Annotated in this window: 21 protein-coding genes; 1 reads left to right on the top strand and 20 read right to left on the bottom strand. The window is 73.5% G+C overall.

Annotated elements, in window-relative coordinates; all coding sequences use genetic code 11:
• Nucleotides 1-8: 8 nt before the first annotated feature.
• The 17 genes from nuoN to AC3AQ1_RS11825 all read right to left on the bottom strand — a co-directional run bounded on the left by nuoN (nt 9) and on the right by AC3AQ1_RS11825 (nt 19,211).
• Complete coding sequence (nuoN, locus tag AC3AQ1_RS11905) at nt 9-1,583, bottom strand: NADH-quinone oxidoreductase subunit NuoN (protein ID WP_108719147.1); 1,575 nt, start codon at nt 1,581-1,583, stop codon at nt 9-11.
• Complete coding sequence (locus AC3AQ1_RS11900; protein ID WP_108719146.1) at nt 1,580-3,112, bottom strand: NADH-quinone oxidoreductase subunit M; 1,533 nt, start codon at nt 3,110-3,112, stop codon at nt 1,580-1,582. The genes nuoN and AC3AQ1_RS11900 overlap by 4 nt, the downstream gene beginning before the upstream one ends.
• Nucleotides 3,113-3,126: 14 nt before the next feature.
• Nucleotides 3,127-5,049 carry an NADH-quinone oxidoreductase subunit L gene (gene nuoL / locus AC3AQ1_RS11895; protein ID WP_108719145.1) on the bottom strand — a complete coding sequence of 641 codons (1,923 nt, stop codon included), beginning with the start codon at nt 5,047-5,049 and terminating at the stop codon, nt 3,127-3,129.
• 7 nt (nt 5,050-5,056) lie between these two features.
• On the bottom strand, nt 5,057-5,356 hold the full coding sequence (gene nuoK, locus AC3AQ1_RS11890; protein ID WP_108719144.1) for an NADH-quinone oxidoreductase subunit NuoK: 300 nt from the start codon (nt 5,354-5,356) through the stop codon (nt 5,057-5,059).
• Nucleotides 5,353-6,321 (bottom strand): NADH-quinone oxidoreductase subunit J, encoded by a 969-nt coding sequence (locus AC3AQ1_RS11885; RefSeq protein ID WP_108719143.1) that lies wholly within the window; start codon nt 6,319-6,321, stop codon nt 5,353-5,355. The genes nuoK and AC3AQ1_RS11885 overlap by 4 nt, the downstream gene beginning before the upstream one ends.
• A complete protein-coding gene (gene nuoI / locus AC3AQ1_RS11880) occupies nt 6,321-6,989 on the bottom strand; it encodes an NADH-quinone oxidoreductase subunit NuoI (RefSeq protein ID WP_108719142.1) in 669 nt (222 codons plus the stop codon). Before nuoI ends, AC3AQ1_RS11885 begins: the two co-directional genes overlap by 1 nt.
• Nucleotides 6,982-8,301 (bottom strand): NADH-quinone oxidoreductase subunit NuoH, encoded by a 1,320-nt coding sequence (nuoH, locus tag AC3AQ1_RS11875; RefSeq protein WP_108719141.1) that lies wholly within the window; start codon nt 8,299-8,301, stop codon nt 6,982-6,984. Before nuoH ends, nuoI begins: the two co-directional genes overlap by 8 nt.
• Nucleotides 8,298-10,757, bottom strand: a complete 2,460-nt coding sequence (locus AC3AQ1_RS11870; protein ID WP_108719140.1) for an NADH-quinone oxidoreductase subunit G — start codon at nt 10,755-10,757, stop codon at nt 8,298-8,300. Before AC3AQ1_RS11870 ends, nuoH begins: the two co-directional genes overlap by 4 nt.
• Complete coding sequence (nuoF, locus tag AC3AQ1_RS11865) at nt 10,754-12,067, bottom strand: NADH-quinone oxidoreductase subunit NuoF (protein ID WP_108719139.1); 1,314 nt, start codon at nt 12,065-12,067, stop codon at nt 10,754-10,756. The genes AC3AQ1_RS11870 and nuoF overlap by 4 nt, the downstream gene beginning before the upstream one ends.
• Nucleotides 12,064-13,065: an NADH-quinone oxidoreductase subunit NuoE gene (gene nuoE, locus AC3AQ1_RS11860; RefSeq protein ID WP_108719138.1), complete on the bottom strand. Its 1,002-nt coding sequence runs from the start codon at nt 13,063-13,065 to the stop codon at nt 12,064-12,066. Before nuoE ends, nuoF begins: the two co-directional genes overlap by 4 nt.
• Nucleotides 13,062-14,438, bottom strand: coding sequence for an NADH-quinone oxidoreductase subunit D (locus AC3AQ1_RS11855; protein ID WP_108719137.1), 1,377 nt, complete (start codon nt 14,436-14,438; stop codon nt 13,062-13,064). The genes nuoE and AC3AQ1_RS11855 overlap by 4 nt, the downstream gene beginning before the upstream one ends.
• Entirely contained in the window at nt 14,435-15,178 is a 744-nt protein-coding gene (locus tag AC3AQ1_RS11850) for an NADH-quinone oxidoreductase subunit C (protein WP_108719136.1), read from the bottom strand. The genes AC3AQ1_RS11855 and AC3AQ1_RS11850 overlap by 4 nt, the downstream gene beginning before the upstream one ends.
• On the bottom strand, nt 15,175-15,729 hold the full coding sequence (locus tag AC3AQ1_RS11845) for an NADH-quinone oxidoreductase subunit B (RefSeq protein ID WP_108719135.1): 555 nt from the start codon (nt 15,727-15,729) through the stop codon (nt 15,175-15,177). Before AC3AQ1_RS11845 ends, AC3AQ1_RS11850 begins: the two co-directional genes overlap by 4 nt.
• A 9-nt stretch (nt 15,730-15,738) precedes the next feature.
• Nucleotides 15,739-16,101 (bottom strand): NADH-quinone oxidoreductase subunit A, encoded by a 363-nt coding sequence (locus AC3AQ1_RS11840; protein WP_108719134.1) that lies wholly within the window; start codon nt 16,099-16,101, stop codon nt 15,739-15,741.
• On the bottom strand, nt 16,098-17,387 hold the full coding sequence (locus AC3AQ1_RS11835; protein ID WP_108719133.1) for a geranylgeranyl reductase family protein: 1,290 nt from the start codon (nt 17,385-17,387) through the stop codon (nt 16,098-16,100). The genes AC3AQ1_RS11840 and AC3AQ1_RS11835 overlap by 4 nt, the downstream gene beginning before the upstream one ends.
• A gap of 199 nt (nt 17,388-17,586) precedes the next feature.
• Nucleotides 17,587-18,405 (bottom strand): hypothetical protein, encoded by an 819-nt coding sequence (locus AC3AQ1_RS11830; protein ID WP_108719132.1) that lies wholly within the window; start codon nt 18,403-18,405, stop codon nt 17,587-17,589.
• A gap of 113 nt (nt 18,406-18,518) precedes the next feature.
• Nucleotides 18,519-19,211, bottom strand: coding sequence for a demethylmenaquinone methyltransferase (locus AC3AQ1_RS11825; protein WP_108719131.1), 693 nt, complete (start codon nt 19,209-19,211; stop codon nt 18,519-18,521).
• 41 nt (nt 19,212-19,252) lie between these two features.
• Here AC3AQ1_RS11825 and AC3AQ1_RS11820 point away from each other — a divergent pair, with 41 nt between their 5' ends.
• Entirely contained in the window at nt 19,253-20,557 is a 1,305-nt protein-coding gene (locus AC3AQ1_RS11820) for an isochorismate synthase (RefSeq protein ID WP_108719130.1), read from the top strand.
• A 420-nt stretch (nt 20,558-20,977) separates the two neighbouring features.
• Here AC3AQ1_RS11820 and AC3AQ1_RS11815 read toward each other — a convergent pair whose 3' ends face one another.
• The 3 genes from AC3AQ1_RS11815 to AC3AQ1_RS11805 all read right to left on the bottom strand — a co-directional run bounded on the left by AC3AQ1_RS11815 (nt 20,978) and on the right by AC3AQ1_RS11805 (nt 25,543).
• Complete coding sequence (locus AC3AQ1_RS11815) at nt 20,978-22,621, bottom strand: S1C family serine protease (protein ID WP_108719129.1); 1,644 nt, start codon at nt 22,619-22,621, stop codon at nt 20,978-20,980.
• 178 nt (nt 22,622-22,799) lie between these two features.
• A complete protein-coding gene (gene menD, locus AC3AQ1_RS11810) occupies nt 22,800-24,575 on the bottom strand; it encodes a 2-succinyl-5-enolpyruvyl-6-hydroxy-3-cyclohexene-1-carboxylic-acid synthase (protein ID WP_199916475.1) in 1,776 nt (591 codons plus the stop codon).
• A gap of 20 nt (nt 24,576-24,595) precedes the next feature.
• Nucleotides 24,596-25,543, bottom strand: coding sequence for an o-succinylbenzoate synthase (locus AC3AQ1_RS11805; RefSeq protein ID WP_108719128.1), 948 nt, complete (start codon nt 25,541-25,543; stop codon nt 24,596-24,598).
• Nucleotides 25,544-25,551 lie beyond the last annotated feature (8 nt).

Genomic DNA, 25,551 nt, shown 5'->3' with positions numbered 1-25,551 from the left:
AGGGCGACTCACACGACGAACTTAGCCGCCTGCGCGAGCAGGTCGAGCACCGGGGTCGGCCAGACCCCCAGCACGAGGGTCCCGAGCGCGCAGAGCACGAGCGAGGCGCGGGTGAGCGCGCCGGGCTCGACGGCGTCGGCGCCGGGGCGCTCGGACTCCTCCGGCCGGCTGAAGTACATGAGCACGATGATGCGGACGTAGAAGAACGCGGCCGCGGCCGACGCGATCACGGCGATGACCACGAGCGGCCAGGCTCCGCCGTCGGCGGCCGCCACGAACGCGACGAACTTGCCCACGAAGCCCGCGGTGAGCGGGATGCCGGCGAAGGAGAGCAGGAAGAGCGTCATGGTGGCCGCGAGCACGGGGTGGCGCCGGCCGAGGCCGGCCCACTGCGACAGGTGCGTCGCCTCGCCCGTGACGTTGCCGTCGGCGTCCCGCTCGCGCACCAGGGTCACGACGGCGAACGCGCCGACGGTCGCGAGGCCGTACGCGAGCAGGTAGAACAGCAGGGCGGACGGGCCCTGCTCCGACAGCGACACGATCGCCACCAGCGCGAACCCGGCGTGTGCCACCGAGGAGTACGCGAGCGTGCGCTTGATGTCGGTCTGGACGATCGCGGCCACGGTGCCCAGCAGCATCGAGGCGATCGCGACGGCCCAGAGCACGGGCTCGACGTCCCAGCCGAAGCCGGGCGCGGCCACGTAGAGCAGCCGCAGGATCGCGGCGAACGCGGCCGTCTTGGTCGCGGCGGCCATGAAGCCGGTCACGGGGGTCGGGGCGCCCTGGTAGACGTCCGGGACCCACGCGTGGAACGGCACCGCGCCCACCTTGAACAGCAGGCCGGTGAGGACGAGCACGAAGCCGACGACGGCCATGCCGTCCATCCCGACCGTGGTGGCCGCGGCGGTGCCGAGGTCCGGCAGGGAGATCGAGCCGGAGAACCCGAACAGCAGCGCGACGCCGAACAGGAACAGCGCCGAGGAGAACGCCCCGAGCAGGAAGTACTTCAGCGCGGCCTCGTGCGAGAGCACGCGCCGGCGGCGCGCCATGGCCGACAGGACGTACAGCGGCAGCGAGAGCACCTCGAGCGCCACGAACATGACGAGCAGGTCGTTCGCCATCGGGAACACGAGCATCCCGGCGAGGCTGAGCAGCGCGAGCGGGAAGACCTCGGTCTGCTCCAGGCCCGCCTTGCGGGCGGCCTCCTCGTACGCCGAGCCGGGCGCGGCCGCGCCCTGCGGCGCGAACGCCTCCTCGCCGTTCGGCAGGCGTGAGGCCATCACCGCGAAGCCCACGACGGCGAAGATCAGGATGGTCGCCTGCGCCGCCAGCGCGGGGCCGTCCTCGGCGAGCTGGCCGGCCACGAGCGTGCTCTCGCCGCCGCCGACCACGACGCTCCAGCGCCACGCGACGACGGCGAGCGCCGCCAGCGGTGCGACGAGGGCGAGCACGACCTGGACGGTGCGGCGCGAGGAGGCCGGGACGAACGCGGCGACGAGCACCCCGACGATGCCGGTGCCTGCGATGACGAGAATCGCGGACAGCGCGGCCCAGTCGATGACGGGGGCGACGAACGTGGTCACTGGACGCCTCCCATGGCGAGCACCTGCGAGATCGGGGTGAGCAGGTCGAGGACCGGCCCGGGCAGCACGCCGAGGACCACCATCGCGACCACGACGGGGACCATCGTCCAGCGCTCGCGCGCCGAGAGGTCGCGCAGCGTGCCCGCGTCGCGTGCCTCGCGCAGGGAGTCTCGCGGCTCACCGGTGAACACCCGCTGGTAGACCAGCAGGAAGTAGAGCGCCGCGAGCACCACGCCGAGCGTGGCCACGACGGCGGCCGGGATCGAGGACTGGAAGCTCCCGAGCAGCACGAGGTACTCCCCGATGAACCCGGACAGGCCCGGCAGGGCGATCGACGCGAGGCCCGCGACGAGGAAGAGGCCGGCCAGCACCGGGGTGAGGCGCTGCATGCCGCCGTAGGCGTCGATGCGCCGCGAGCCGCCGCGCCGCTCGAGGTACCCGGCGAGCAGGAACAGGCCGGCGATCGACAGGCCGTGGGCGACCATGTAGAACATCGCGCCCGTCATGGCGACCTGCGAGCCGACGAAGATGCCGAGCACGATGAACCCGAAGTGGGACACCGACGTGAACGCCACGAACCGCATGAGGTCCTGCTGGCCCATCGCGACCAGCGCGCCGTAGAGCAGCGAGACGATCGCGAGGACCACGATCCCCGGCGCCGCCCAGCGGGCCGCGTCCGGGAACAGCGGCAGGCACAGCGCGAGCATCCCGAACGTGCCGACCTTGTCCAGCACGCCGACCAGCAGCGTGGAGGTGCCGGGCGTGCCCTGTGCGGTGGCGTCCGGCAGCCAGGTGTGCACCGGCCACATCGGCGCCTTGACCGCGAACGCGATGAAGAACGCCGCGAACAGCCAGCGCTGCGTCACCGGGTCCGTCACCGCACCGGCAAGGGAGTCCAGGAGGAAGCCCTGGTCCCCGCGCGGCCCGTGCAGGTAGGTCACGACGACGCCGGCCAGCATCACGAGCCCGCCGGCGAGGGAGTACAGCAGGAACTTCACGGCGGCCGCGCGCCGCTGCGGCCCGCCGAACATCCCGATGAGGAAGTAGACCGGGAGCAGCATGACCTCGAACACGACGTAGAACAGGAACAGGTCGCGCGCCGCGAACACCGCGACCATGAGCGAGGTGAGCGCGAGGACGAGCGCCACGAAGGTGGCCCGTCGCCGCGCGACGTACGCGGCGTCCTCGTCCTCCCGCTCGGCGGGGTCGTCGGCCGCGTGCCAGTCCGCGGCGAGCACCACGGGCACGAGCCCGACGGCGAGCAGCACCATCACGAGGCCGAGCCCGTTGAGCCCGACGGCGTAGCTCACCCCGAGCGCGGGGATCCACGCGTGGGTCTCGGTGAGCTGGTAGCCGGCGGTGCCGGTGTCGAAGCCCGTCGCCATGGCGACGGCGAGGCCGAGCGTCACGAGGGACACGACGAGGCCGTAGGGCCGGGCGACGCGGTGCAGTCCGGGGACGAGCCAGAGCACAGCGGCGGCCAGGAGGGGGAGCACGATCAGGACGGTGATCCAGGGCAGCGAGTTCATGGTGTCTCCTCCTCTCACATCCGGACGAGGTGCAGGACGATGCCGGCGAGGACCACGCCGGCCAGGATCATCGCGGCGTAGCTGCGCACGTACCCGTTCTGCAGCTTCCGCGCCAGCTGCCCCAGGCCCACCGCACCCGAGGCGGTGCCGCGTACCGCGCCGTCGACCACCGCGGTGTCCGCGTAGACGAGCGTGCGCGTGAGGTGCTGGCCGGGGCGCATGACGAGCCCCTCATTGACGTCGTCGGCGTAGAAGTCCCGCCGCGCGGCGCGCGTGAGCGCCGAACCGGTCGGCGCCGTGAGCGGGACCGGGCTCATGCCGTACTGGCGCCAGGCCAGCGCGATGCCGAGCGCGACGAGCACGAGCGTCGTCACGGTGATCACCGGCACCGACAGGACGGGCTCGTGGTGCTCGGCGTGCCCGGTGACCGGCTCCAGCCAGCCCGTAATCCCGTTCCCGAGCGTGAGCACGAAGCCCAGCCCGAGGGCGCCGATCGCCAGGACGATGATCGGGACGGTCATGACGAGCGGCGACTCGTGCGGGTGTCGCACCGGCCGGGGGTCGTCCGGCGCCACCGTGGCACCGGCCTCGACCCAGCGGGCCTTGCCGTGGAAGGTGAGGAAGAACATCCGGGACATGTAGAAGGCGGTCACGCCGGCGCCGATGAGTGCGGCGCCACCGAACACCCACGGCTGCCAGCCCTCGCCGACGAACGCGGACTCGATGATCTTGTCCTTGGAGTAGAAGCCGGAGAAGGGCGGGACGCCCATGATGGCGAGCCAGCACGCACCGAAGGTGAGCCAGGTGACGAGCATGACCTTGCGCAGCGCGCCGTAGGTGCGCATGTCGGTGGAGTCGCCGTTCGCGTGCATCACCGAACCGGCGCCGAGGAACAGGCCGGCCTTGAAGAAGCCGTGCGTGACGAGGTGGAAGATCGCGAACGCGTAGCCGATCGGGCCGAGGCCGGCGGCGAGCACCATGTAGCCGATCTGCGACATCGTCGAGCCCGCGAGCGACTTCTTGATGTCGTCCTTGGCGCACGCGATCGCCGCCCCCAGCAGGAGGGTGAAGGCGCCGATGCACGCGACGACGAGCTGCGCCGTCGGGGACGCCTCGAAGATGAGGCGCGAGCGGACCACGAGGTACACGCCCGCGGTGACCATCGTGGCGGCGTGGATGAGCGCCGAGACCGGCGTCGGGCCTGCCATCGCGTCCCCGAGCCAGGCCTGCAGCGGGAACTGGGCGGACTTGCCGACGGCGCCGAGCAGGAGCATCAGGCCGACGGCGGTGACCTGCGCGGTCGAGAGCGCGCCGGCCGTGACGGCGGCGTCGACGTCGGTGAACGAGACCGAGCCGATCGCGGCGAACAGCAGACCCATCGCGATGATGAGCCCCATGTCGCCGACGCGGTTCATCACGAACGCCTTCTTGGCCGCGACCGCGTACTCGAGGTTGTGGTTCCAGAACCCGATGAGCAGGTAGGACGCGAGACCCACGCCCTCCCACCCGACGAACAGCAGGGCGTAGGAGTCCGCGAGCACCAGCAGGAGCATGGCCGCGACGAACAGGTTGAGGTAGGCGAAGAACCGGCGGCGCGCGGCGTCGTGCGCCATGTAGCCGATCGAGTAGATGTGGATGAGCGTCCCGACGAACGTGATGAGCAGGACGAACGTGAGCGAGAGCGGGTCGATCCGCAGCCCGGCGTCGATGTGCAGGTCGCCCGCGGGGATCCACGAGTAGAGGAAGACGTCGTGGATGCGGTCCTCGGACGGCTGCCCCATCACCTCGAGGAACACGAGCAGCCCGACGACGAACGCGCCTGCCGCGGCGAGCACGCCCAGGAGGTGGCCCCAGGCGTCGGCCCGGCGGCCGAGGAGGAGCAGCAGCGCCGCCGACGCCAGCGGGATGGCGACGAGGAGCCAGGAGTAGTCGATCATCGGTCCCTCAGTTCTTCAGCAGGCTCGGCTCGTCGACGGACACCGTCCGACGCGCGCGGTAGATCGACACGATGATCGCGAGGCCCACGACGACCTCGGCCGCGGCCACCACCATCACGAAGAAGGCCATCACCTGGCCGGTGAGGGTGCCGTGGATTCGGCTGAAGGTGACGAGCGCCAGGTTGCAGGAGTTGAGCATGAGCTCCACGCCCATGAACGCGAGGATCGCGTTGCGGCGGGTGAGCACGGTCGCGGCGCCGATGGTGAAGAGCACCCCGGACAGCACCAGGTAGTGCAGGAGGGTCACGACTGCGTCTCCTCGGCCGTGTTGCGGGTGGTCTCGTGCGCGGTGGGGCCGCTCGACGTCGGGTCGCTCGCCGTCGGGCCGCCCGCCGTCGGGTTGTCCGCGGCCGGGCCGCTCGCCGTCGACTGCGTCGGCGGGTCCTGCGACTCGCCGGCGAGCTCGCCGAACGACGTGGGCCGGGGCTGCAGGTAGGCGCCCTGCGCGATCTCGGCGACGTGGCCGTCGACGGCGCTCGGCGCGAGCTCCTGGCCGCGGATGCGCAGCACACGCGGCACGGACACGTCGATGGGGTTGCCCTGCGGGTCCAGCGCGGGCACGTCGGCCGCGTTGTGCGTGGCGTACACGCCGGGCGCGGGCAGCGGCGTGAGCACCTGGGAGCCCTCGCCGCGGGCGTAGGCGCGCTGGCGCAGCCGCACGGCGGCCTGCTGGTTCCGCGCGGGCGAGAGCGCCTCCTTGTGCGTGAGCGTGATCGCGCCGAGCGCGGCGATCACGAGCAGCACGCCGACCAGCTCGAGCGCGAACACGGTCTTTCCGAAGATCTCGTGCGCGACGCCCACGGGGTTCGTCCCGGCGTTGGCGTCGGTGAGCCCGACGGCGGTCGGCAGCGTCGCGGTGACGATCACGCCGATGAGCACCGCGGCGAGGCCGACGGCGAGCAGCACCGCGATCGCGCGCTGACCCGCGATCGTCTCGGCCACCGAGTCCGCGGCGTCGACGCCGACGAGCATGAGCACGAAGACGAACAGGATCATGATCGCGCCGGTGTAGACGACCACCTGGGCGACGCCGAGGAACGGCGCCTCGAGCGTGGTGTACAGGAACGCCATGCCGATCATCACGAAGATCAGGCCGACCGCGGCGTGCACGGGCTTGCGCGCGAACAGCAGCGCGAGCGCGGCTATCACCATGAGCGGGCCGATCACCCAGAAGATGACCGCCTCCGCGCCGGTCCCGACGGCGGTGTCCATCAGCGCACCGCCTTCGTCGCGGCGGCCTGACGCGCACCCTCGAGCGTGGGGTCCTCGGGACGCTCGCGCTCCACCCAGGCGATCTGGTCCGCCGTCGGGCCGGTGACCTCGCCGCGGTAGTAGTCGCGGTCCGTGGTGCCCTCGACCATCGGGTGCGGCACGCCGAGCATGCCCTGGGTCAGCGGTGCGAGCAGCTCCTCCTTGGTGAAGATGAGCCCCTCGCGCGTGGGTCCGGCGAGCTCGAAGTCGTTGCCCATCGTGAGCGCACGCGTCGGGCACGCCTCGATGCACAGCCCGCAGAAGATGCATCGCAGGTAGTTGATCTGGTAGACGGCGCCGTACCGCTCGCCCGGGGAGTGCTGATTCTCCGGGGTGTTGTCCGCGCCCTCGACGAAGATCGCATCCGCAGGGCACGCCCACGCGCACAGCTCGCACCCGATGCACTTCTCGAGCCCGTCGGGGTAGCGGTTGAGCTGGTGGCGGCCGTGGTAGCGCGGCGCCGTGGGGTGCCTCACGTATGGGTACTGCTCCGTGACCGTCGGCCGGAACATGTTCGAGAAGGTCACACCGAACCCGGCCACGGGGGCGAGCAGGTCGCCGATCGCGCCGCCGAGCCCGCGGCGCTTCTCCTCGGGCTGCCCGCCCGCGCGCTCGCTCGACTCACTCATCGCCGGTCTCCTTCGTCTCGGGTCCGGCCGTCGCGCCGGCCACCACCGACCCCGCGGACACGGTGCGCCGACGCGGGGCGGGCGGCAGCTGCTGGCCGGGCAGCGGCGGGACGGGGAAGCCGTCCGCCATCGGGTCGAACACCACCGGCCCTGCCGCGACCGGCTCGGGCTTCTTCTTCTCGGGCCAGAACACGAGCGCTAACAGCAGCACCGCGAGCGGTATCCCGATCCAGATCAGCATCTGGCGCAGGTCGACCTCGGCGAACTGGCGCACCGACTGCACCCCGATCACGGCGACGAGCCAGACGAGCGCGGTGGGGATGAGGATCTTCCAGCCGATGTTCATGAACTGGTCGTACCGGAACCGCAGCAGCGTGCCGCGGACCCAGAAGAAGAAGAACATCAGCGACCACATCTTGAGGAAGAACCACAGGAACGGCCACCAACCCTCGTTGAACATGCCGTCGCCGATGGCCGAGATGGGCCACGGGGCACGCCAGCCGCCGAGGAACAGCGTTGTCGCGACCGCCGAGACGTTGAACATGTTGATGTACTCCGCGAGGAAGAACCACGCGAACTTCATCGAGGAGTACTCGGTCATGTGGCCGGCCACGAGCTCGCCCTCGGCCTCGGGAAGGTCGAACGGCAGGCGGTTGGTCTCCCCCACCATCGAGACGACGTAGACGAGGAACGCGGGCAGCAGCGCGAGGCACCACCAGAACGGCGCCTGGGCCGCCACGATCGCCGAGGTGGACATCGAGCCGGACACCACGAAGACGCTGACGAGCGAGAGGCCCATCGCGAGCTCGTAGGAGATCACCTGCGCGGTGCCGCGGACCGACCCGAGCAGCGGGTAGGTCGAGCCGGACGCCCAGCCGCCGAGCATGATGCCGTACACGCCGAACGAGGTCACCGCGAGCACGTAGAGCACGGCCACGGGGGTGTCCGTGAGCTGCAGCGGGGTGACCACCCCGAACATGCTCACCTCGGGCCCGAACGGGATGACGGCGAACACGAGCAACGAGGCGAACACCGTGATGAGCGGCGCGAGCACGTAGACGAACTTGTCCGCGGCCTTGACCGTCATGTCCTCCTTGAGGAGGAGCTTCATGGCGTCGGCGAGGGACTGGAACAGCCCGAGCGGACCGTGCACGTTGGGTCCGGGCCGGATTTGCATCCGGCCCAGGATCCGGCGCTCGGCCCAGATCGCGATGAGGACGTTGAGCAGGAGGAACACGATGATGGCGACGGCCTTGATGACCCAGATCCACCACGTGTCGTTGCTGAAGTCGGCTACCACCTGGTGGTTCATGCCGTCACCTCCACGATGTCCCCGGACTGCGCGCCCAGCGCGGCCGCCCCGGCCCGCTCCCGCGGACTGAACGGCAGCCAGACCACGCCGTCGACCACACCGGCGAGCACGAGCGGGAGCGTGACGCTGCCGCGCGGCCCGCGGACCGTGACCTCGGCGGCGCCCTGCAGCCCGAGCCCGCGTGCGGTGGACTCCGCCATGAGCGCGACGGCGCGGCGCGCGGTCCCGGCCAGGTGCGGCTCGTCGTCCTGCCCGCGGCCGGCGTCCAGGAGCAGCCGCCAGGTGGCCAGCACGGCCTGCCCGGGGCCGGGCTCCGGCGGGGCCGGCGCGTCGAGCCGAGCCGCCGCCACGCGCTGTCCGCGCCAGGCGGGCATCGAGGCGTCCGGCAGCGGCGTGCCGATCTCCTCGGCGAGCAGCCCGAGCACCGCGGCGTCACCGAGCGCGGCCGTGTCGAACACCGCCGCGAACGCGCGCGGACGACCCTCCCACGTGAGGAACGTGCCCGCCTTCTCGGCCGGCGGCGCCACCGGGAGCACGACGTCGGCGAGCTCGGTGATCGCGGAGCGGCGCACCTCCAGCGAGACGACCACGCCGCCTGCGGCGCGGACCGCCTCGAGGGCGGCGAGCGCGGCAGCCGGGTCGGGCAGGTCCTCGAGCTCGACCCCGCCGACGACGACGCCCGCGAGCTCGCCCGCGCGCAGCGCGTCGAGGATGCCCGCGAGGTCGCGGCCGGGGGCGGCCGGGGGCGTGACGCCCCAGGCGGCGGCGACCTCGGCGCGCGCGGACTCGTCGGCGACGGGCCGACCGCCCGGGAGCAGGATCGGAAGCAGGCCGGCCTCGACGGCGGCACGATCGCCGGCGCGACGCGGCACCCAGGCCAGCCGGGCTCCGGTGCGCTCGGCGAGCGCGGCCGCCGCGGTCAGCCCACCGGGGGCGGCGGCGAGCCGCTCCCCCACGAGCACGATGCGGGGTCGGTCGCCGTCGGACGCGCCGAACGTGTCGGTCGCCTCGAGCACCTCGGCCTCGGTCCCGGGCGCGGCGGGCAGCAGCGTCGCCCGGAGCTTCGCCGACCCGCGCGTGAGGTACGGCCCGAGGACAGTGACGTGGGTCCGCGCGGCGAGCACGCCCTTGCGCAGCCGCAGGAAGATCGTCGCGGCCTCCTCCTCGGGCTCCAGGCCCGCGAGCAGCACGTCGGCGCCGTCGAGGTCGGCGTACGTCACGTCGAGGCCCGAACCCGCGACGCGCGCGGCCAGGTGGTCGGCCTCCTCCGCGCCGCCGTAGGCGCGGGAGCGGAAGTCGACGTCGTTCGTCCCGAGCACGACCCGGGTGAACGCGCTCCACGCGAGCGCGTCCTCGAGCGTGCCGCGTCCGCCCGGCAGGGCCGCCAGGGACCCACGGCGCTGCGCCAGGAGGGTCGCGGCGACGTCGAGGGCGTCCGCCCAGCTCGTCTCGACGAGCGGGCCGGAGCCGTCCTCGCCGTCGCGCACGAGCGGTGCGACGAGGCGGTCCGCGGCGACCTGCCAGCGGAAGGCGAACCGGTCCTTGTCGCTGATCCACTCCTCGTTCACCGCCGGGTCGTCCCCGGCCAGGCGGCGCAGGACCACGCCGCGGCGGTGGTCGATGCGGATCGCGGCGCCGCACGCGTCGTGCTCGGCGATCGAGGGCACCGAGACGAGGTCGAACGGGCGCGCCCGGAAGCGGTACGCGGCCGACGTGAGCGCGCCGACGGGGCAGATCTGGATCGTGTTGCCCGAGAAGTACGACGCGAACGGGCGCCCGGAGTCGTCGAGCTCGGCCGCGCCCACGGGGGCGTCGCCGGCGAAGCCGAGGACGCCGGAGTCGAACGTGCCGATCTGCTGACGCGCGCCGCGCATCTGCAGCTCGATGAACGGGTCGCCGGCGATCTCGTCGGAGAACCGAGTGCAGCGCTGGCACAGGATGCAGCGCTCGCGGTCCAGGAGGATCTGGGTCGAGATCGCGAGGGGCTTGGGGTAGGTCCGCTTGACGTCGACGAACCGGGTGGTGGCGCGGCCGTGCGCCATCGCCTGGTTCTGCAGCGGGCACTCCCCGCCCTTGTCGCAGATCGGGCAGTCCAGCGGGTGGTTGATGAGGAGGAACTCCATCACCCCGTGCTGGGCCTTGTCGGCGACCTCGCTCGTGAGTTGCGTGCTCACCACCATGCCGGGGCTGACCTCGAGCGTGCACGAGGCCTGCGGCTTCGGCATCGTGCGCAGCGTGCCCTCGCGGTCCGGCGTGGCCACCTCCACGAGGCACTGGCGGCACGCCCCGGCGGGCTTGAGCAGCGGGTGGTCGCAGAACCGCGGGATGGCGATCCCGATGTCCTCGGCCGCGCGGATGACCAGGGTGCCCTTGGGCACCTCGGTGCGCACGCCGTCGATCGTGACCTCGACGAGCGGCACGACCTGCCCGGTCGGGGCCGGCTGTGTGGTCGTCATGCCGTGACCTCCCTGCCGCCGCGTGCCGACGCGGTGCCCGCAGTCGCCAGCGCGGAGGCCTCGTACGGGAAGAGGTCGCGGGCGGGCGTGTGGCAGCCCGCCTCGAACTCCTCGCGGAAGTGCTCCAGTCCGCTCTGCACCGGGGTGGCGGCAGCGTCGCCCAGCGCGCAGAAGCTGCGGCCGAGGATGTTGCCGGCCACGTCCTCGAGCGTGCGGATGTCCTCGGGCGTGCCCCTGCCCTCCTCGAGCCGGTGCATCACCTGCTGGAGCCAGTACGTGCCCTCGCGGCAGGGGGTGCACTTGCCGCAGGACTCGTGCTTGTAGAAGTCGATCCAGCGGCTCACGGCGCGCACGACCGAGACGGTCTCGTCGAAGATCTGCAGCGCGCGGGTGCCGAGCATCGAGCCCGCACCGGCGACGCCCTCGTAGTCCAGGGGGATGTCGAGGTGGGCGTCGGTGAGGATCGGCGTGGAGGACCCGCCCGGGGTCCAGAACTTCAGGCGGTGTCCCTCGCGGATCCCACCGGCCAGCTCGAGCAGCTCACGCAGCGTGATGCCGAGCGGCGCCTCGTACTGGCCCGGCCGGCGCACGTGGCCCGAGAGCGAGAACAGGCCGTGTCCGGCGCTCTTCGGCGTGCCGAGTCCGGTGAACCACTCGGCGCCGCCGAGCACGATCCCGGGCACGGACGCGATCGACTCCACGTTGTTGACCACCGTCGGGCGCGCGTACAGGCCCGCGACGGCGGGGAACGGCGGCTTGAGCCGCGGCTGCCCGCGCCGACCCTCGAGGGAGTCCAGCAGCGCCGTCTCCTCACCGCAGATGTAGGCGCCCGCACCTGCGTGCACCGTGATCCGCAGGCCCTGGAGCAGGCCCGCCTCCTCGGCCTCGCGCACCGCCGCGAGCAGCCGGCGGTAGACGTGCACGACCTCGCCGCGCAGGTAGATGAAGGCGTGCTCGCAGCCGATCGCTGCGCTCGTGATCGCGACGCCCTCGATGAGCACGTGCGGGTTCGCGAGCATGACGGGGACGTCCTTGCACGTGCCCGGCTCGGACTCGTCCGCGTTCACCACGAGGTAGCGCGGTCCGCCGTCCGGCGGCGGCAGGAAGCTCCACTTGAGGCCGGTCGGGAAGCCTGCGCCACCGCGGCCACGCAGGCCGGACGCCTTGACGAGCTCGACGAGGTCGGCAGGCGCCAGCTCGCGGGCCCGGGCGAGCGCGCGGTAGCCGCCGTGCTCGCGGTAGGTGGCCAGCGTCCACGACCGGTCGGCGTCCCAGATGTCGCTGAGGACCGGGGTGAGCGTGTCGGTCATGACTGGGCCCCCTTCTCGCCGGACTCGGTGCGCTGCTTGGTCTGCTCGTGCTCGCCGGTCGCCTCGGCCTCGCCGATCGGGCCGGCGTGCTCGGCGCTGGACTGCTCCTCGCCGACCGCGGCCGCGCCCTCGGCGGCGCCGGGGACGGCGCCGGCGTCGGTGGTCGGCTCCGAGGTGGTCGGCTCACCGGTGGGCTCGGTGCCTGCTGCCGTGGCGCCATCGGCGCCGGTCTGCGCGGGCTGGTGCTCGCCGTCGGGCTCGTCGGTCTGGTGCTCGCCCGAGGCGCCCTCGTCGCCGGGGAACGCCGGCGCCTGCCAGCCGTGCTCGCGCGCGATCCGCAGGCCGACGAGCGTCGCGTCGCCGCCGGCGCCGCCCTCGTCGACGAGGCCGTCCTCGAACCCGGCCAGGACGCGCGAGACGGCGCGGAAGTCCTGGACCACGGGGCCGCGCGAGGAGGTGACCGGGATGCCCGCGGCGAGGTCGGCCACGAGCGACGTCGCGCGCTCGGGCGTGACGTTGTCGAAGAACTCCCAGTTCACCATCACGACGGGCGCGTAGTCGCACGCCGCGTTGCACTCGATGCGCTCGAGGGTGATGGCGCCGTCGGGCGTGGTCTCGTCGTTGCCGATCCCGAGGTGCTCGCTCACCGCGTCGTACACGGCGTCGCCGCCCATGACCGCGCACAGCGTGTTCGTGCACACGCCGACGGTGTACCGGCCGTTCGGCTTGCGCTTGTACTGGGAGTAGAACGTCGCGACGGCGGACACCTCCGCCCGCGAGAGGTCCAGCAGCTCGGCGCACAGCGCGATGCCGCGCGGGGAGACGAACGCGTCCACGGACTGCACGAGGTGCAGCAGCGGCAGGAGCGCGCTGCGCGGGTCCGGGTAGCGCGCGATGATCGTGGCCGCGTCCGCGCGCAGCTGCGCCGCGACGTCCTCGGGGTAGCCGTAGGTCTGCGTCGGGGTCGGCGCCTCCGGCTGGGTCGAGAGCTCGGTCATCGGTCCACACCTCCCAGCACGGGGTCGATCGAGGCGACGGCGACCACGACGTCGGCGATCTGCGCGCCCTCGCACATCGCGGCCAGGGCCTGCAGGTTGGTGAACGAGGGATCACGGAAGTGCGCGCGGTAGGGGCGCGTGCCGCCGTCGGACACGAGGTGCGCGCCGATGACGCCCTTGGCGTGCTCGATCTGGCTGAAGACCTGGCCCGCGGGGACCCGGAAGCCCTCCGTCACCAGCTTGAAGTGGTGGATGAGCGACTCCATCGAGTGGCCCATGATCTCGCGGATGTGCGCCGCGGAGTTGCCCTGCCCGTCGGGCCCGATGGCCAGCTGCGCCGGCCACGCGATCGAGGGGTCCGCGACCATCACGGGGTGCGACCCGCCGGCGCGGTCCTGGGCGTCCAGGCGGCTGATCACCTGCTCGACGATCCGCAGCGACTCGTCGATCTCGTCGAACCGCAGCATGACCCGGGCGAACGCGTCGGCGTCGGTGGAGGTCGGCACGTCGAACTCGTACGTCTCGTAGCCGCAGTACGGGTCGTCCTTGCGCAGGTCGAACGGCAGGCCCGCCGAGCGCAGGATCGGACCGGTCACTCCGAGCGCGAGCGCGGTCGAGAGCGGCAGGTAGCCCACGCCCTTGGCGCGCCCGTGGAAGATCGGGTTGGCGTCGATGAGCATGTGCAGGTGCTTCACGTGCTTGCGCAGCCGGGGCAGCATGTCCCGGATCGCCGCCGTGGTGCCCGGCGGGATGTCCTGGGCCAGGCCGCCCGGGCGGACGTACGCGTGGTTCATCCGCAGGCCCGAGACGAGCTCGAAGATCTTGAGGATCTCCTCGCGCGCCTGGAAGCCCTCGATCATGATCGTGGTGGCGCCGAGCTCGTTGCCGCCGGTCGCGATCGCGACGAGGTGGGACGCGGCGCGCTGGAGCTCCATCAGCAGGACCCGCACGAGCGTGGCCCGCTCGGGGACCTCGACCCCGAGCAGCTGCTCGACGCCGAGGCAGTACGCGACCTCCTGGAAGAAGGGGGCGACGTAGTCCATCCGGGTGCAGAAGGTCACGCCCTGGGTCCAGGTGCGGAACTCCATGTTCTTCTCGATGCCGGTGTGCAGGTAGCCGATGCCGACCCGCACCTCCCGGACCGTCTCGCCGTCGATCTCGATGACGAGACGCAGCACGCCGTGCGTGGACGGGTGCTGCGGACCCATGTTGACGACGATGCGCTCCTCGCCCAGGCGCGCGGCCTCCTCGGCGATGCTCTGCCAGTCCCCGCCGTGCGCGGTGAAGACGGCGGCGCCGTCGAGGTCCTCCTCCTCGCCGGCGAAGGAGAACGTGGACTCCCGGCGGGAGTCGACCCGGTCGGTGGTGCTCATCGGTAGGTCCTCCGCTCGTCCGCCGGGGGCACCGTGGCGCCCTTGTACTCCACCGGGATCCCGCCGAGCGGGTAGTCCTTGCGCTGCGGGTGGCCGACCCAGTCGTCCGGCATCTCGATGCGGGCGAGGGCCGGGTGACCGTCGAAGACGATCCCGAAGAAGTCCCACGTCTCGCGCTCGTGCCAGTCGTGCGTGGGGTACACCGCGGTGGTCGAGGGGATGTGCGGGTCCGCGTCGGGGACCGCGACCTCGAGGCGCAGCGAGCGCGGCCCGTGGGTGATCGAGCGCAGGTGGTAGACCGCGTGCAGCTCGCGGCCGGCGTCGGTCGGGTAGTGCACGCCGCTCACGCCGAGGCTGAGCTCGAACCGGAGGTCCTGCTCGTCACGCAGCGACTGGCAGACGGTGACGAGGTGCTCGCGGGCGATCTCCAGCGTGAGCTCGCCGCGGTCCACCACGACCTTGCGCACAGCGTCGTCGAAGGCGATGCCGGCGTCCTCGAGCACCTCGGCGAGGATGTCGACGACCTCGTCGAACCAGCCGCCGTAGGGCCGCTCGCTCGGCACGGAGAGCACGACGGCGGTGCGCAGCCCGCCGAAGCCGGACGTGTCACCCGTGCCCTCGACGCCGAACAGACCTTGGCGCTGGGCGATGAGGTCGTCCACCGTCTGGCCGCCGTCGCGCAGGCCGAGCTCGCGCCGACCCGCCGGGTCCGGCGCGCCCGCGGGGACCGGCGTCGTCATGCCAGCAGCCCCTTCTGCGCGTGCGTCGGGACCGCGGCGAGCGCGGCCGCCTCCGCGGCGCGGGCAGCCTTCTCCCGGTTGAGGCCGAGCGGCGTGGACTGGACCTGCTTGTGCAGCTCGAGGATCGCGTGCAGCAGCATCTCCGGACGCGGCGGGCAGCCGGGCAGGTAGATGTCGACCGGCACGATGTGGTCGCAGCCCTGCACGATCGCGTAGTTGTTGAACATGCCGCCGCTCGAGGCGCACGCGCCCATCGAGATGACCCACTTCGGGTCCGACATCTGGTCGTAGACCTGGCGCACGACGGGCGCCATCTTCTGCGACAGCCGGCCCGAGACGATCATCAGGTCGGCGTGCCGGGGGGACGCGCGGAACACCTCCATGCCGAACCGCGAGATGTCGAACCGGGCGCCGCCGGTCGCCATCATCTCGATCGCGCAGCACGCCAGGCCCATCGTGACGGGCCACATGGACGCCTTGCGGGCGAGCCCGACGAGATCGCCGATGGTGCCAAGGGCGAAGCCCGGGGCCTTCTCCTCGATACCGACCACGAGAGCCTCCTAGTCCCAGTTCAGCGCGCCGCGGCGCCACTCGTAGAGGTACGGGACCGTGATGAGCGCGAGGAACCCGAGCATCGCCACGACTCCGAAGACGGCCAGGTCGCTGAACGCGACGGCCCACGGGTAGAGGAAGACCACCTCGATGTCGAAGACGATGAACGTCATCGCGACGAGGTAGTACTTGATGTTGAACCGGCCGTGCCCGATGGCGTGCGGGGTCGGCTGGATGCCGCACTCGTACGCCTCGAGCTTGGCGCGGCTGTAGACCTTCGGTCCGATGACAGCGCTCGCGCCGATGCCGCCGAGGGCGAGCAGCGCGGCCACGCCCATGAGGACGAGTATCGGGACGTAGGGATTGGTCATGCCGAGGGCACCACCTTCGTCAGAGCCGTGATGATCCGGTCCATGGCGTCGCCGCCGGTCCGGTCGTAGGAGTCCGAGAGCAGCTTGTGGACGAACTTCATGAGCAGCGGTCGGGGCAGGCCGTACTTCGTGCAGACCCGCATCACCTTCGGGTGCTCGATGATCCGGACGAACTGCTTGCCCAGCGCGTAGTACCCGCCGAGCTCGGCCTTCATGAGGCGCGGGTAGGCGAGCATGGCGCGCTCCCGGCTCGCGGCGTCGGGCCGCGCGAGGGCCTGTGCGAGGACGTCGGCCGCGTACCGGCCGGCCTGCATCGCGTAGGCGATCCCCTCACCGTTGAACGGGCTCACCATGCCGCCGGAGTCGCCCACGAGGAGCAGGCCGTCGGCGTACAGCGGCTGGCGGTTGAACGCCATCGGGAGCGCCGCGCTGCGGATCGGGCCGACCTGATTCTCGGGCGTGAAGCCCCACTCCTCCGGCACGTTCGCCATCCACCGGGCGAAGATGTCCTTGTAGCTGATCGTGGTGGCCTTCGCGTTGGAGCTCACGCTGCCGAGGCCCACGTTGGCCAGGCCGTTGCCGAGCGCGAAGATCCAGCCGTAGCCGGGCAGCAGCGCGCTCTCGCCTCGCTTGCCGTCCCACAGCTCGAGGTGGGACTCCATCATGTCGTCGTCGTGCCGCGGGGTGCGGAAGTACGTCCGCACGGCGACGCCGAGCGGCCGGTCGTTGCGCTTCTCGCGTCCCACGGAGGTCGCCAGGCGGGCCGACACGCCACCGGCGTCGACGACGTAGGGGGCCCGGAACGTCACCGGCGCCTCACCGGTGGCGCGGCCGTTGCCGTCGACGCGCTTCGCGGTGACACCGACGACGCGGCCGTCGTCGCTGCGCACCGCACCGGTCACCGCGTGGCCCTCGAGCAACTTCGCCCCGCTCGCTGCGGCGTGCCGGGCGAGCGTCTCGTCGAGGTCGGCGCGGGCGCGGACGAGGCCGTAGCCGGGCACCGTCTCCAGGTCCGGCCAGGGCAGCTCGATCGTGTGGCCGCCGCCGATCACGCGCAGCCCGCGGTTGCGGATCCAGCCGTCGGACTCGCGCGTCGGCACGCCCATCGAGATCAGCTCGGCCACCGCACGCGGGGTCAGGCCGTCGCCGCAGACCTTGTCGCGCGGGAACGTGGCCTTCTCCAGGAGCACGACCTCCAGTCCCCGCTGGGCGAGGTAGTGGGCGGTCGCGGCGCCGCCGGGGCCCGCGCCGACGACGACGACGTCAGCCGTGGCCTCCGTGGTCATCGCCCTCACCTCGCCGCCGTGATCGCCGTCGTCACCCACGCCGCCGGCCCGTGAGGCCGGGCGCGCCCGGTTACGGACGCTTCCGCGCGTGCCCGTTCCTGACTATACGAACGCCCTTCGCGGGGTGTCTCCCAAGGCTCACCTAACTCCTCCGCGACGGCCGCGACCAAAGTCCCGGGCGCGGGCGCGGGCACCGTGCTCAGCGCCCGTCGTCGGGGAGGTCGAGGCTGCTGCGCGGCGGGTCGATCGGGCCCGACGGCGAGCCCTGGCTGGTGGCCGACGAGGTGCCCGACGGCGAGCCCCAGGTGGCGCCCGAGGCCGCGCCCGAGGTGGGCGTCGCACCCGGGGCGGTGCGCGCCGTCGTGCCCGCCGTGGAGCTGACGGGCCCGGGGTTCGCCAGCCGTGCCTCGCGCGCCGCGAGGTCCGCCTCGCGCGCCCTGAGGGTCGCTCGGCGCCGGCGCAGGTACGTGCCCGTGAACACAAGGAACAGCGAGATGACCACGCCCGCGGCCGCACCGACGGCGGTGCCGGCGCGGAAGCCCGGCGCGTCGACGTCGAGGATGCGCTCGCCTGCGTGCGCGGCGTCCGTGGTCCCGACGACGATCCAGAGCGTGAGCCAGTTGGGCAGCGCCAGCAGGAGGCCGACGGCCACGACGACGAGCTTCGTCTTCCAGCCCTTGAACACGGGGCGGCGCGCCTGCGCGATCACGAGGACGGGCAGGAACGTGAAGAGGAACCCGTAGAAGACGCCCCAGGCGGCGCCGCTGCTCATCGAGCCGTCGACCTGGCGGCCCACGACCTGCGCCCACCACCGCGGCAGGAACGCGGCGCCGATGAGGTAGAGCACGGCGACCACGGCCACGATCACGAGCGCGACGGCCGTGGTCTTGCCGGCGCGGACGAACCAGGAGGCGGTGCGGTCCTGCCAGCGGGGCTGGGCGCCGGGGGGCTGCGTCGGCGGCGTCGTGGCCGGCGTCGCGGCTGGGGGGACGGGCTGGTCCGCGGGGTCGCTCGTCATGGGTCGATCGTTGCACCCCGCGCGCCGCGCGTCACGGACCCTTCCGGGTGGTTGTCAGCGTGGGCGTGGAGCCAGCGAATCTGCGCCAGTTCCCGCCGGGCAGACGCCCGCGCTCAGGACTTGACGGCGCGGTGCAGCGCGACGATCCCGCCCGTGAGGTTGCGGTAGGACACCGAGCGCCAGCCCGCGTCGTGCAGCAGGTCGGCAACCCCGTGCTGGTCGGGCCAGTCGAGGATCGACTCCTCGAGGTAGTCGTAGGCCTCGGGGTTGGAGCTCACGGCCCGCGAGATCGGGGTGAGCACGCGGCGCAGGTAGAACCGGTAGAGCGCACCGAACGCCGCGAGCGGCGGGGTGGAGAACTCGCACACCACGAGGCGCCCGCCGGGCCGGGTGACGCGCCGCATCTCGGCGAGGCCCTCGGCGGCGGGGTTCACGTTGCGCAGGCCGAAGGAGATCGTCACGGCGTCGAAGGTGTCGTCCGCGAAGGGCAGCCGGGTGGCGTCGCCCGCCACGAACGCGAGATCGGGTCGACGCCGCTTGCCCTCGAACACCATGCCCTGGGAGAAGTCGCACGCGACGGTCGAGACGCCGCCGTCGGCCAGCGCCGCGCTCGAGGTCCCGGTGCCCGCCGCCAGGTCGAGCACCCGCTCGCCGGGTGCGGCGTCGATCGCGCGGACCGTGGCCCGCCGCCAGAACCGGTCCATGCCCAGGGAGAGGACGTCGTTGGTCACGTCGTAGCGGCGTGCGACGTCGTCGAACATCCCCGCGACGTCCTCGGGCTTCTTGTCCAGCTGCGCGCGGGCCATCCCCCGATCCTCCCAGACGTGCGGGGTTAGGCTGACGGGCGATGTCCCACGCCGCGCTCACCGACACCCAGCCCCGCACCATGCCGGCGCTCACGGTGACGACGACGGCGATCACCGACCCGGTCGACCTCCTCGCCCTCCTGCCCACGAGGCACGGCGTCGCCACGTGGCTGCGACGCGGCGAGGGGTTCGTCGCGTGGGGCGAGGCGGCGCGGTACGACGCGCGCGGGCCCGCCCGGATGCGCGGTGCGGACGTGTGGCTGCACGCGTTGGCGCGCACCGCCGTCGTGCACGACGCGGTGCGCCTGCCCGGGAGCGGGCTGCTCGCCGCCGGGTCCTTCGCGTTCGACGACGACGACCCGGCCGGCGGGGCGCTCGTGGTGCCCCGCGTGGTGGTCGGTCGCCGCACCACGCCCACAGGCGTACGCGCCTGGGTCACCACGATCGACCCCGACGGCGCACCACCCCTCCCACTGGACGCGCCCACCGAGCCCGTGGTCGCGCCGCGCGACGTGCGCTGGTCGGCCGGGACCACGTCGCCCGAGGAGTGGAAGGCGCGCGTGGCGGGCGCCGTCGCGCGCATCCGCGCGGGCGAGGTGGCCAAGCTCGTGCTGGCGCGCGACGCGTGGGCGACGAGCGCGGATCCGCTCGACGTGCGCTGCCTGCTCGACCGCTTCCAGGCCGCGTACCCGAGCACGTGGACGTTCGCCGTCGACGGACTGGTGGGCGCGACGCCCGAGCTGCTCGTGCGACGCGAGCGCGGCCTGGTCGCCTCGCGCGTGCTCGCGGGCACGATCCGCCGCACGGGCGACGACGCCTCCGACCTCCTGCGGGCCGCCGAGCTGGCGCGCTCCTCGAAGGACCTCGAGGAGCACGAGTTCGCCGTCGCCTCCCTCGCGGAGGCGCTCACGCCGTTCGTGGCGAGCGCCAACGTGCCGGACTCCCCCAGCGTGCTGCACCTGCCCAACGTGATGCACCTCGCGACCGACGTGACCGGCGCACTCGCGCACGACGGCGACGGGGTGCGCCCCTCGGCGCTCGTCCTCGCCGACGCGCTGCACCCCACCGCGGCGGTCGGTGGCACACCCACCGACGTCGCCGTCCGCCTGGTGCGCGAGGTCGAGGGGATGGACCGCGGACGCTACGCGGGACCGGTCGGCTGGCTCGGCGCGGACGGCGACGGTGAGTTCTGCATCGCGCTGCGGTGCGGGGCGATCGACCCCGCCGACGAGCGCCGGATCCGACTGTTCGCGGGCTGCGGGATCGTCGCCGCGTCCGACCCCGGGGCCGAGCTCGACGAGACCGAGGCGAAGCTCGAGCCCGTGCGGCAGGCGCTGCTCGGCTGAGGGCCGGGCTCGCGCCAGCCGCGCCGGCCCCCGCCCGCTCGTCCCGCGAGCATGCGCTCGGGTGCTCGACGGCGGCCCACGAGCACCCAGCCGCATTCTCGCCGGGAGTCACTCCCACGAGCATGCGTTCCGGTGCTCGACGGCGCCCCACGAGCAGCCAGCCGCATTCTCGGCATAGGCAGACGGCGAGGGTCGGAAGGACCCGGGGAGCGGCCGAGCGAACCGGAGACGCCGACGAGCCCGGGTGCGCGGCTGGGGAGGGATTCCGCCGCGGCACCCGGGCTCGTTCTCAGGGGCTTCACCACCCCCGGTGGGACCAGCGGCCTGACCTCCGCTGATCCGTCCGGACGGGGGCCTGACCTCCACCCGTCCGGAGCGCGGGGCGGGCGGCCTGACCTCCGCCGCCCCGCGAGCTGTGTGTCAGCCGTTGCCTCCCCCGCCGAAGCCCGGCAGCCCGGGGATCTGACCCGACTGGCCCTGGTCGGACTGACCCTGGTCGGTCGAGCCCGAGCCCGTCGAGCCCGACGCCGTGTCGGTCTCGGGGCGGACGGCGAGGGAGACGTTGACGTCGATCGCCTCGCCGCCTCGCACCACGGTGAGGGTGACCTCGTCGCCGGCGGAGAACTGCCGGACGAACCCGGTGAGCGACTCCGCGCCGCTGACGGCCTTGGAGTTGATGCCGACCACGACGTCGCCGGCCTTGAGGCCCGCGTCGGCCGCGGGCGTCCCGCTGGAGACCGACTCGATCTTGGCGCCGGCACGCGTGGTGCCGTCCGCCGTCGCGGTCGCGTCGGAGAGCGTCACGCCGAGGTAGGCGTGCTCCACGGTGCCGGACGAGATGAGCTGCTCGGCGACGTCCTTGGCCTGGTTGGCGGGGATCGCGAAGCCGAGGCCGATCGAGCCCGACTCGCTCGACGTGGTGGCGATCGAGGAGTTGATGCCGATCACCTCGCCGTTCGTGTTGAACAGCGGGCCGCCCGAGTTGCCGGGGTTGATCGCGGCGTCGATCTGGATCGCGTTGGTCACCACGGCGGTGCTCGTCGTAGTGCTGTCCTCGCCGGTGGTGGAGACGGGACGGTCGACGGCGGAGACGATGCCGGTCGTCACGGTGCTGGCAAGGCCGAGGGGGTTGCCGACCGCCATGACGTCCTCGCCCACGAGCACCTGGGAGGAGTCGCCCCACTGAGCGGCCTGGAGGTCGCTCGGCGGGTCGGTCAGCTGGACGACGGCGATGTCCGTGGTCGGGTCGGTGCCCACGATCGTCGCGTCGAAGATCCGGCCGTCGGCGAGGGTGACGGTGATTCCCCCGGACGTGGCGCCGGAGACGACGTGGTTGTTGGTGACGACGTACCCGTTGTCGGCGTCGATCACGACGCCGGAGCCGGCCGCGGTGCCGTCGCTCATCACGACGGTGATCGCGACGACGGAGTCACGCACCTGCGAGGCGAGGGACTGCCAGTCCACGTCGGTGGTCGTGGACGCGGCGACCTGGGTGGTGGTGCCGAGATCGGAGTACGCGCTCGGCGCGGCGCTCTGGTCGAACGCTCCGGTGGCCAGCGCCGTCCCGCCCGAGGCGAGGACGGCAGCGAGCAGGGCGGCCGCGGCGACGGCCGGCCACGAGCGACGCGGCTTCGGCGTGACGGCTCCCGAGGTGGCGGTGGCGACGGCGGGCGCGCCGCTTGCGGCGCCAGGCGCACCGGCAGCGCCAGGCGCACCGGCGGCGCCAGGGACGGTGGGGGACGCCGTGAACTCGGTGTACCCCGGCTCGGCCACGGACACGCCCGGCTGCCAGAACGCGGCGCCCTGCTGGGCCGGCACCGCCGAGGCGGCGGGGGCGGTCTGCGCGGGGGGAGTGGCGGCAGCGGCGGGGGTCGACGGCGTCTCAGCGGCGGGCGCCGCGGGGTAGGACCCGGCGACGTTCACGACACCCGGCACGGTGCGACCGGCCGATAGGCGCACCGGAACGGTGTGCTCGTCCACGCCCGCCGCCAGACCAGGCGCCTGCTCGCCGGGGCGCGCCGCCAGCGGGTAGCTGGGTGGCTGCGGGGTGTTCTGCTCGCTCATCGGGCTCTCCGTATCGTCCGTGCGCCGTTCGTGATGGAGACAGTGAAGCGAACGGACCTGGTGCGTCCCTGGAGCAAACCTGTGAGATCTCTGGAGGGGGTTCGGAGGCCGGACGTTCCCTCGCGCGCCCTCGCGCCGAAGCACGGGGCGCAGGCCGGCGGGCGTCAGCCCGCGAGCGTCAGCCCGCGGCGGTGCCCGCGGCGGTGCCCGCGGCGGACCGCAGCCGCTCGAGCAGCCCGGCCCGCCGGGCGGCGGCCCCCACCCGCGAGAGCCGCACCTCGACGATCCCGACCCCGCGCACGGGCGAGCCGAGCACGGTGAGGAGCTGGTGCGCCGTCGTGACCTCGGTGTACGCGGCGCCGACCGCGCGGGCGTACGCGCCGACGTCGAGCGCCTGCGGCGTCGCGAAGACGCGCTCGTGCGCCGCGGCGTGCTCCGGGCGGCCGTGCTCGAGCGTCGCGAAGATCGACCCGCCGTCGTCGGCGAGCACCACGACCTGCAGGTCGATCGGCCGCTCGCGGCGCCCGCGCGCCAGGCCGCCGAGGTCGTGCTGCAGCGTGAGGTCGCCGAGCAGCACGCGGACCGGCCCGATCGCCTCGGGCCGCGTGCCGGCGAGCGCGTGCCCGACGGCGGTGCTCACCGTCCCGTCGATGCCCGCCACCCCACGGCTCGCCACGACGCGGACGCCCGCCACGCCCGCGAGGTCGAGCTCACGGATCGCCATGGACGCACCGGCGACCAGCACGCCGTCGTCGGCGCGCACCGCGTCCGACACCAGCCGCGCCACGACCCAGCCCTCGAGCGGTCCGCCGGCCAGCGCGGCCGCGACCTCGGCGTCGAGGGCGGCGTCGACGGCGAGCCCGGCCGCCGCCCACCGCTCCCCCCACGCGCAGTCGTCCCCGTCCCCGTCCCCGAGGACAGCTCGTCCGCCGGCCCGCGGCGCCTCGCCGCCGGGCGTGACGTGCGTGGCGTCCGGCACGTCGAGCCACGCGCGGCCGGGGGGATCGACGATCGTGACCGCGACGTCGTCGCGCGCGAGCAGTCGCGTCACCTGCCGCGACAGCGTCGGTCGGCCGAGCACGACGGCGTGGCGCACCTGGGCGCCCAGCACGTCGAGCAGGACGGGGGTCGCCGGGAGCGGGCGCGCGGCGTCATCCCCCGGCCAGCCGGCGGCACGCGGCACACCGCCGAGCGGCCCCCGCGCGCCGGACGAGGGCTCGGCGAGCAGCGGCGCGCCGAGCGCGGCTGCGAGCTCGCGCGCCTGCGGACCGGCGCCGTCGCCCGCGACCACCACCGTGCCCGGCGCGGCGACGACCGGGGCGAGCGCCGAGACCGAGGCGGCGCTCGCCGTCGGGCGCTCGTGCGCAGTGCCGTCCCCGCGATGCGCCAAGAACGTCTCGACGACGGAAGCCCTCGGGACCAGGGGGTCGGAGAAGGGGACGTTGAGGTGCACCGGACCGGGCAGCGGGCCGAGGGCCCGCTCCAGCACGCGCCCGACGGCGAGCCCCGCCTCGCCCGGGTCGCTCACCTCGACCACGGCGCGGGGGCGCGAGACGCCGCCTGCGGCACCACCGGCGTCGCCGAACATCCCGACGTGCTCGGTGGTCTGGCTCGCGGCCTGCCGGACGAGCGCGGCCGGGCGGTCGCACGAGACGACGACGAGCGGCACACGCTGGTGGCCCGCCTCGACGAGCGCGGGGTGCAGGTTGGCCACCGCCGAGCCGGAGGTCACGACCACGGGGACCGGGCGCCGCGTCGCGACCGCGAGCCCGAGCGCCTGGAACCCGGCGCTGCGCTCGTCGACCACGACGTGCAGCCGCAGCGCGCCGGCCTCCTCCGCCGCGAGCAGCGCGTAGGCCATCGGAGCGCTGCGCGAGCCCGGCGCGAGAACGACGTCGCGGACGCCGCCGGCCACGAGTGCCGCGACCACCGTCTCGGCCAGGGCCTGCGCCACCGGGCGGTCCTCGGCGTGGCTCACCCGCCCACCGCCGCGAGGCGCGCCTCCCAGCGCGCGCGGGTCTCGCCGTCGGCCCCGAGGCTCGCGCCCGGGCGCGGCGCGACCTCGCCGGGTCGCGGCACCGGCAGCGCGCCGTCCACGGGCAGCAGCGGGTGCGCCGACACGTCGCGCGCGAACAGGTGCACGGTCGCGAGCCCGCACGCGTACGGCAGCTCGGGCAGCGCACCCGCGAGCGCCAGCCCCGCCGCGATGCCGACGCTGGACTCCAGCGCCGAGGACACCACCACCGGCAGCCCCACGGCCTCGGCGAGGTCGAGGCACGCCCGCACGCCGCCGAGCGGCTGCACCTTGAGCACCACGACGTCCGCCGCCTCCGCGCGCCGCACCGCCATCGGGTCCTCGGCGCGCCGGATCGACTCGTCGGCCGCGACCGGCACCGACTGCCGCCGCCGCACCCAGGCGAGGTCCTCGACGTCGGCGCACGGCTGCTCCGCGTACTCCAGCCCGCCAGCCGCGCGGTCCAGGCGCGCGAGCGCCGTCACGGCCTCCTCGCGGTCCCAGCCCGCGTTCGCGTCGACCCGGATGGCGCCGTGCGGGCCGAGCGCGTCGCGCACCGCCTCGAGCCGGGCCTCCTCCTCGCGCAGGGTCTGGCCGCGCTCGGCGACCTTGACCTTCGCCGTCGTGCACCCGCCCGAGGCGAGCACGATCGCGTGGGCGCGCTCCGGGTCGACCGCAGGCACGGTCACGTTCACGGGGACGCGCTCGCGCACGGGCTCGGGCCAGCCGCGGTCGGCGGCCTCGAGGGCCGCGGCGAGCCAGGGCCGGCTCGTGCGGTCGTCGTAGTCCCAGAACGGGGAGAACTCCCCCCAGCCCACCGCGCCGCGCAGCAGCACGCCGTCGCGCACGTCGAGGCCGCGGAAGCGCGACGTCAGCGCCGTCGCGTAGACCAGCACGTCCCGGGGCACCCGGCCAC

The sequence above is a fragment of the Miniimonas sp. S16 genome (assembly GCF_057748195.1).
Note: the sequence above shows the minus strand (reverse complement) of the source record. Positions and strands in the feature narration are given on the sequence as shown.

Coding starts and splice junctions, on each gene's coding strand:
- AC3AQ1_RS11835 (WP_108719133.1), bottom strand. CDS start 17,387: ATGACCACGGAGGCCACGGCTGACGTCGTCGTCGTCGGCGCGGGCCCC.
- AC3AQ1_RS11885 (WP_108719143.1), bottom strand. CDS start 6,321: ATGGACACCGCCGTCGGGACCGGCGCGGAGGCGGTCATCTTCTGGGTG.
- AC3AQ1_RS11870 (WP_108719140.1), bottom strand. CDS start 10,757: ATGACGACCACACAGCCGGCCCCGACCGGGCAGGTCGTGCCGCTCGTC.
- nuoF (WP_108719139.1), bottom strand. CDS start 12,067: ATGACCGACACGCTCACCCCGGTCCTCAGCGACATCTGGGACGCCGAC.
- AC3AQ1_RS11840 (WP_108719134.1), bottom strand. CDS start 16,101: ATGACCAATCCCTACGTCCCGATACTCGTCCTCATGGGCGTGGCCGCG.
- AC3AQ1_RS11820 (WP_108719130.1), top strand. CDS start 19,253: ATGTCCCACGCCGCGCTCACCGACACCCAGCCCCGCACCATGCCGGCG.
- AC3AQ1_RS11850 (WP_108719136.1), bottom strand. CDS start 15,178: ATGACGACGCCGGTCCCCGCGGGCGCGCCGGACCCGGCGGGTCGGCGC.
- nuoH (WP_108719141.1), bottom strand. CDS start 8,301: ATGAACCACCAGGTGGTAGCCGACTTCAGCAACGACACGTGGTGGATC.
- AC3AQ1_RS11900 (WP_108719146.1), bottom strand. CDS start 3,112: ATGAACTCGCTGCCCTGGATCACCGTCCTGATCGTGCTCCCCCTCCTG.
- nuoE (WP_108719138.1), bottom strand. CDS start 13,065: ATGACCGAGCTCTCGACCCAGCCGGAGGCGCCGACCCCGACGCAGACC.
- AC3AQ1_RS11830 (WP_108719132.1), bottom strand. CDS start 18,405: ATGACGAGCGACCCCGCGGACCAGCCCGTCCCCCCAGCCGCGACGCCG.
- AC3AQ1_RS11815 (WP_108719129.1), bottom strand. CDS start 22,621: ATGAGCGAGCAGAACACCCCGCAGCCACCCAGCTACCCGCTGGCGGCG.
- nuoI (WP_108719142.1), bottom strand. CDS start 6,989: ATGAGTGAGTCGAGCGAGCGCGCGGGCGGGCAGCCCGAGGAGAAGCGC.
- AC3AQ1_RS11825 (WP_108719131.1), bottom strand. CDS start 19,211: ATGGCCCGCGCGCAGCTGGACAAGAAGCCCGAGGACGTCGCGGGGATG.
- AC3AQ1_RS11855 (WP_108719137.1), bottom strand. CDS start 14,438: ATGAGCACCACCGACCGGGTCGACTCCCGCCGGGAGTCCACGTTCTCC.
- nuoL (WP_108719145.1), bottom strand. CDS start 5,049: ATGATCGACTACTCCTGGCTCCTCGTCGCCATCCCGCTGGCGTCGGCG.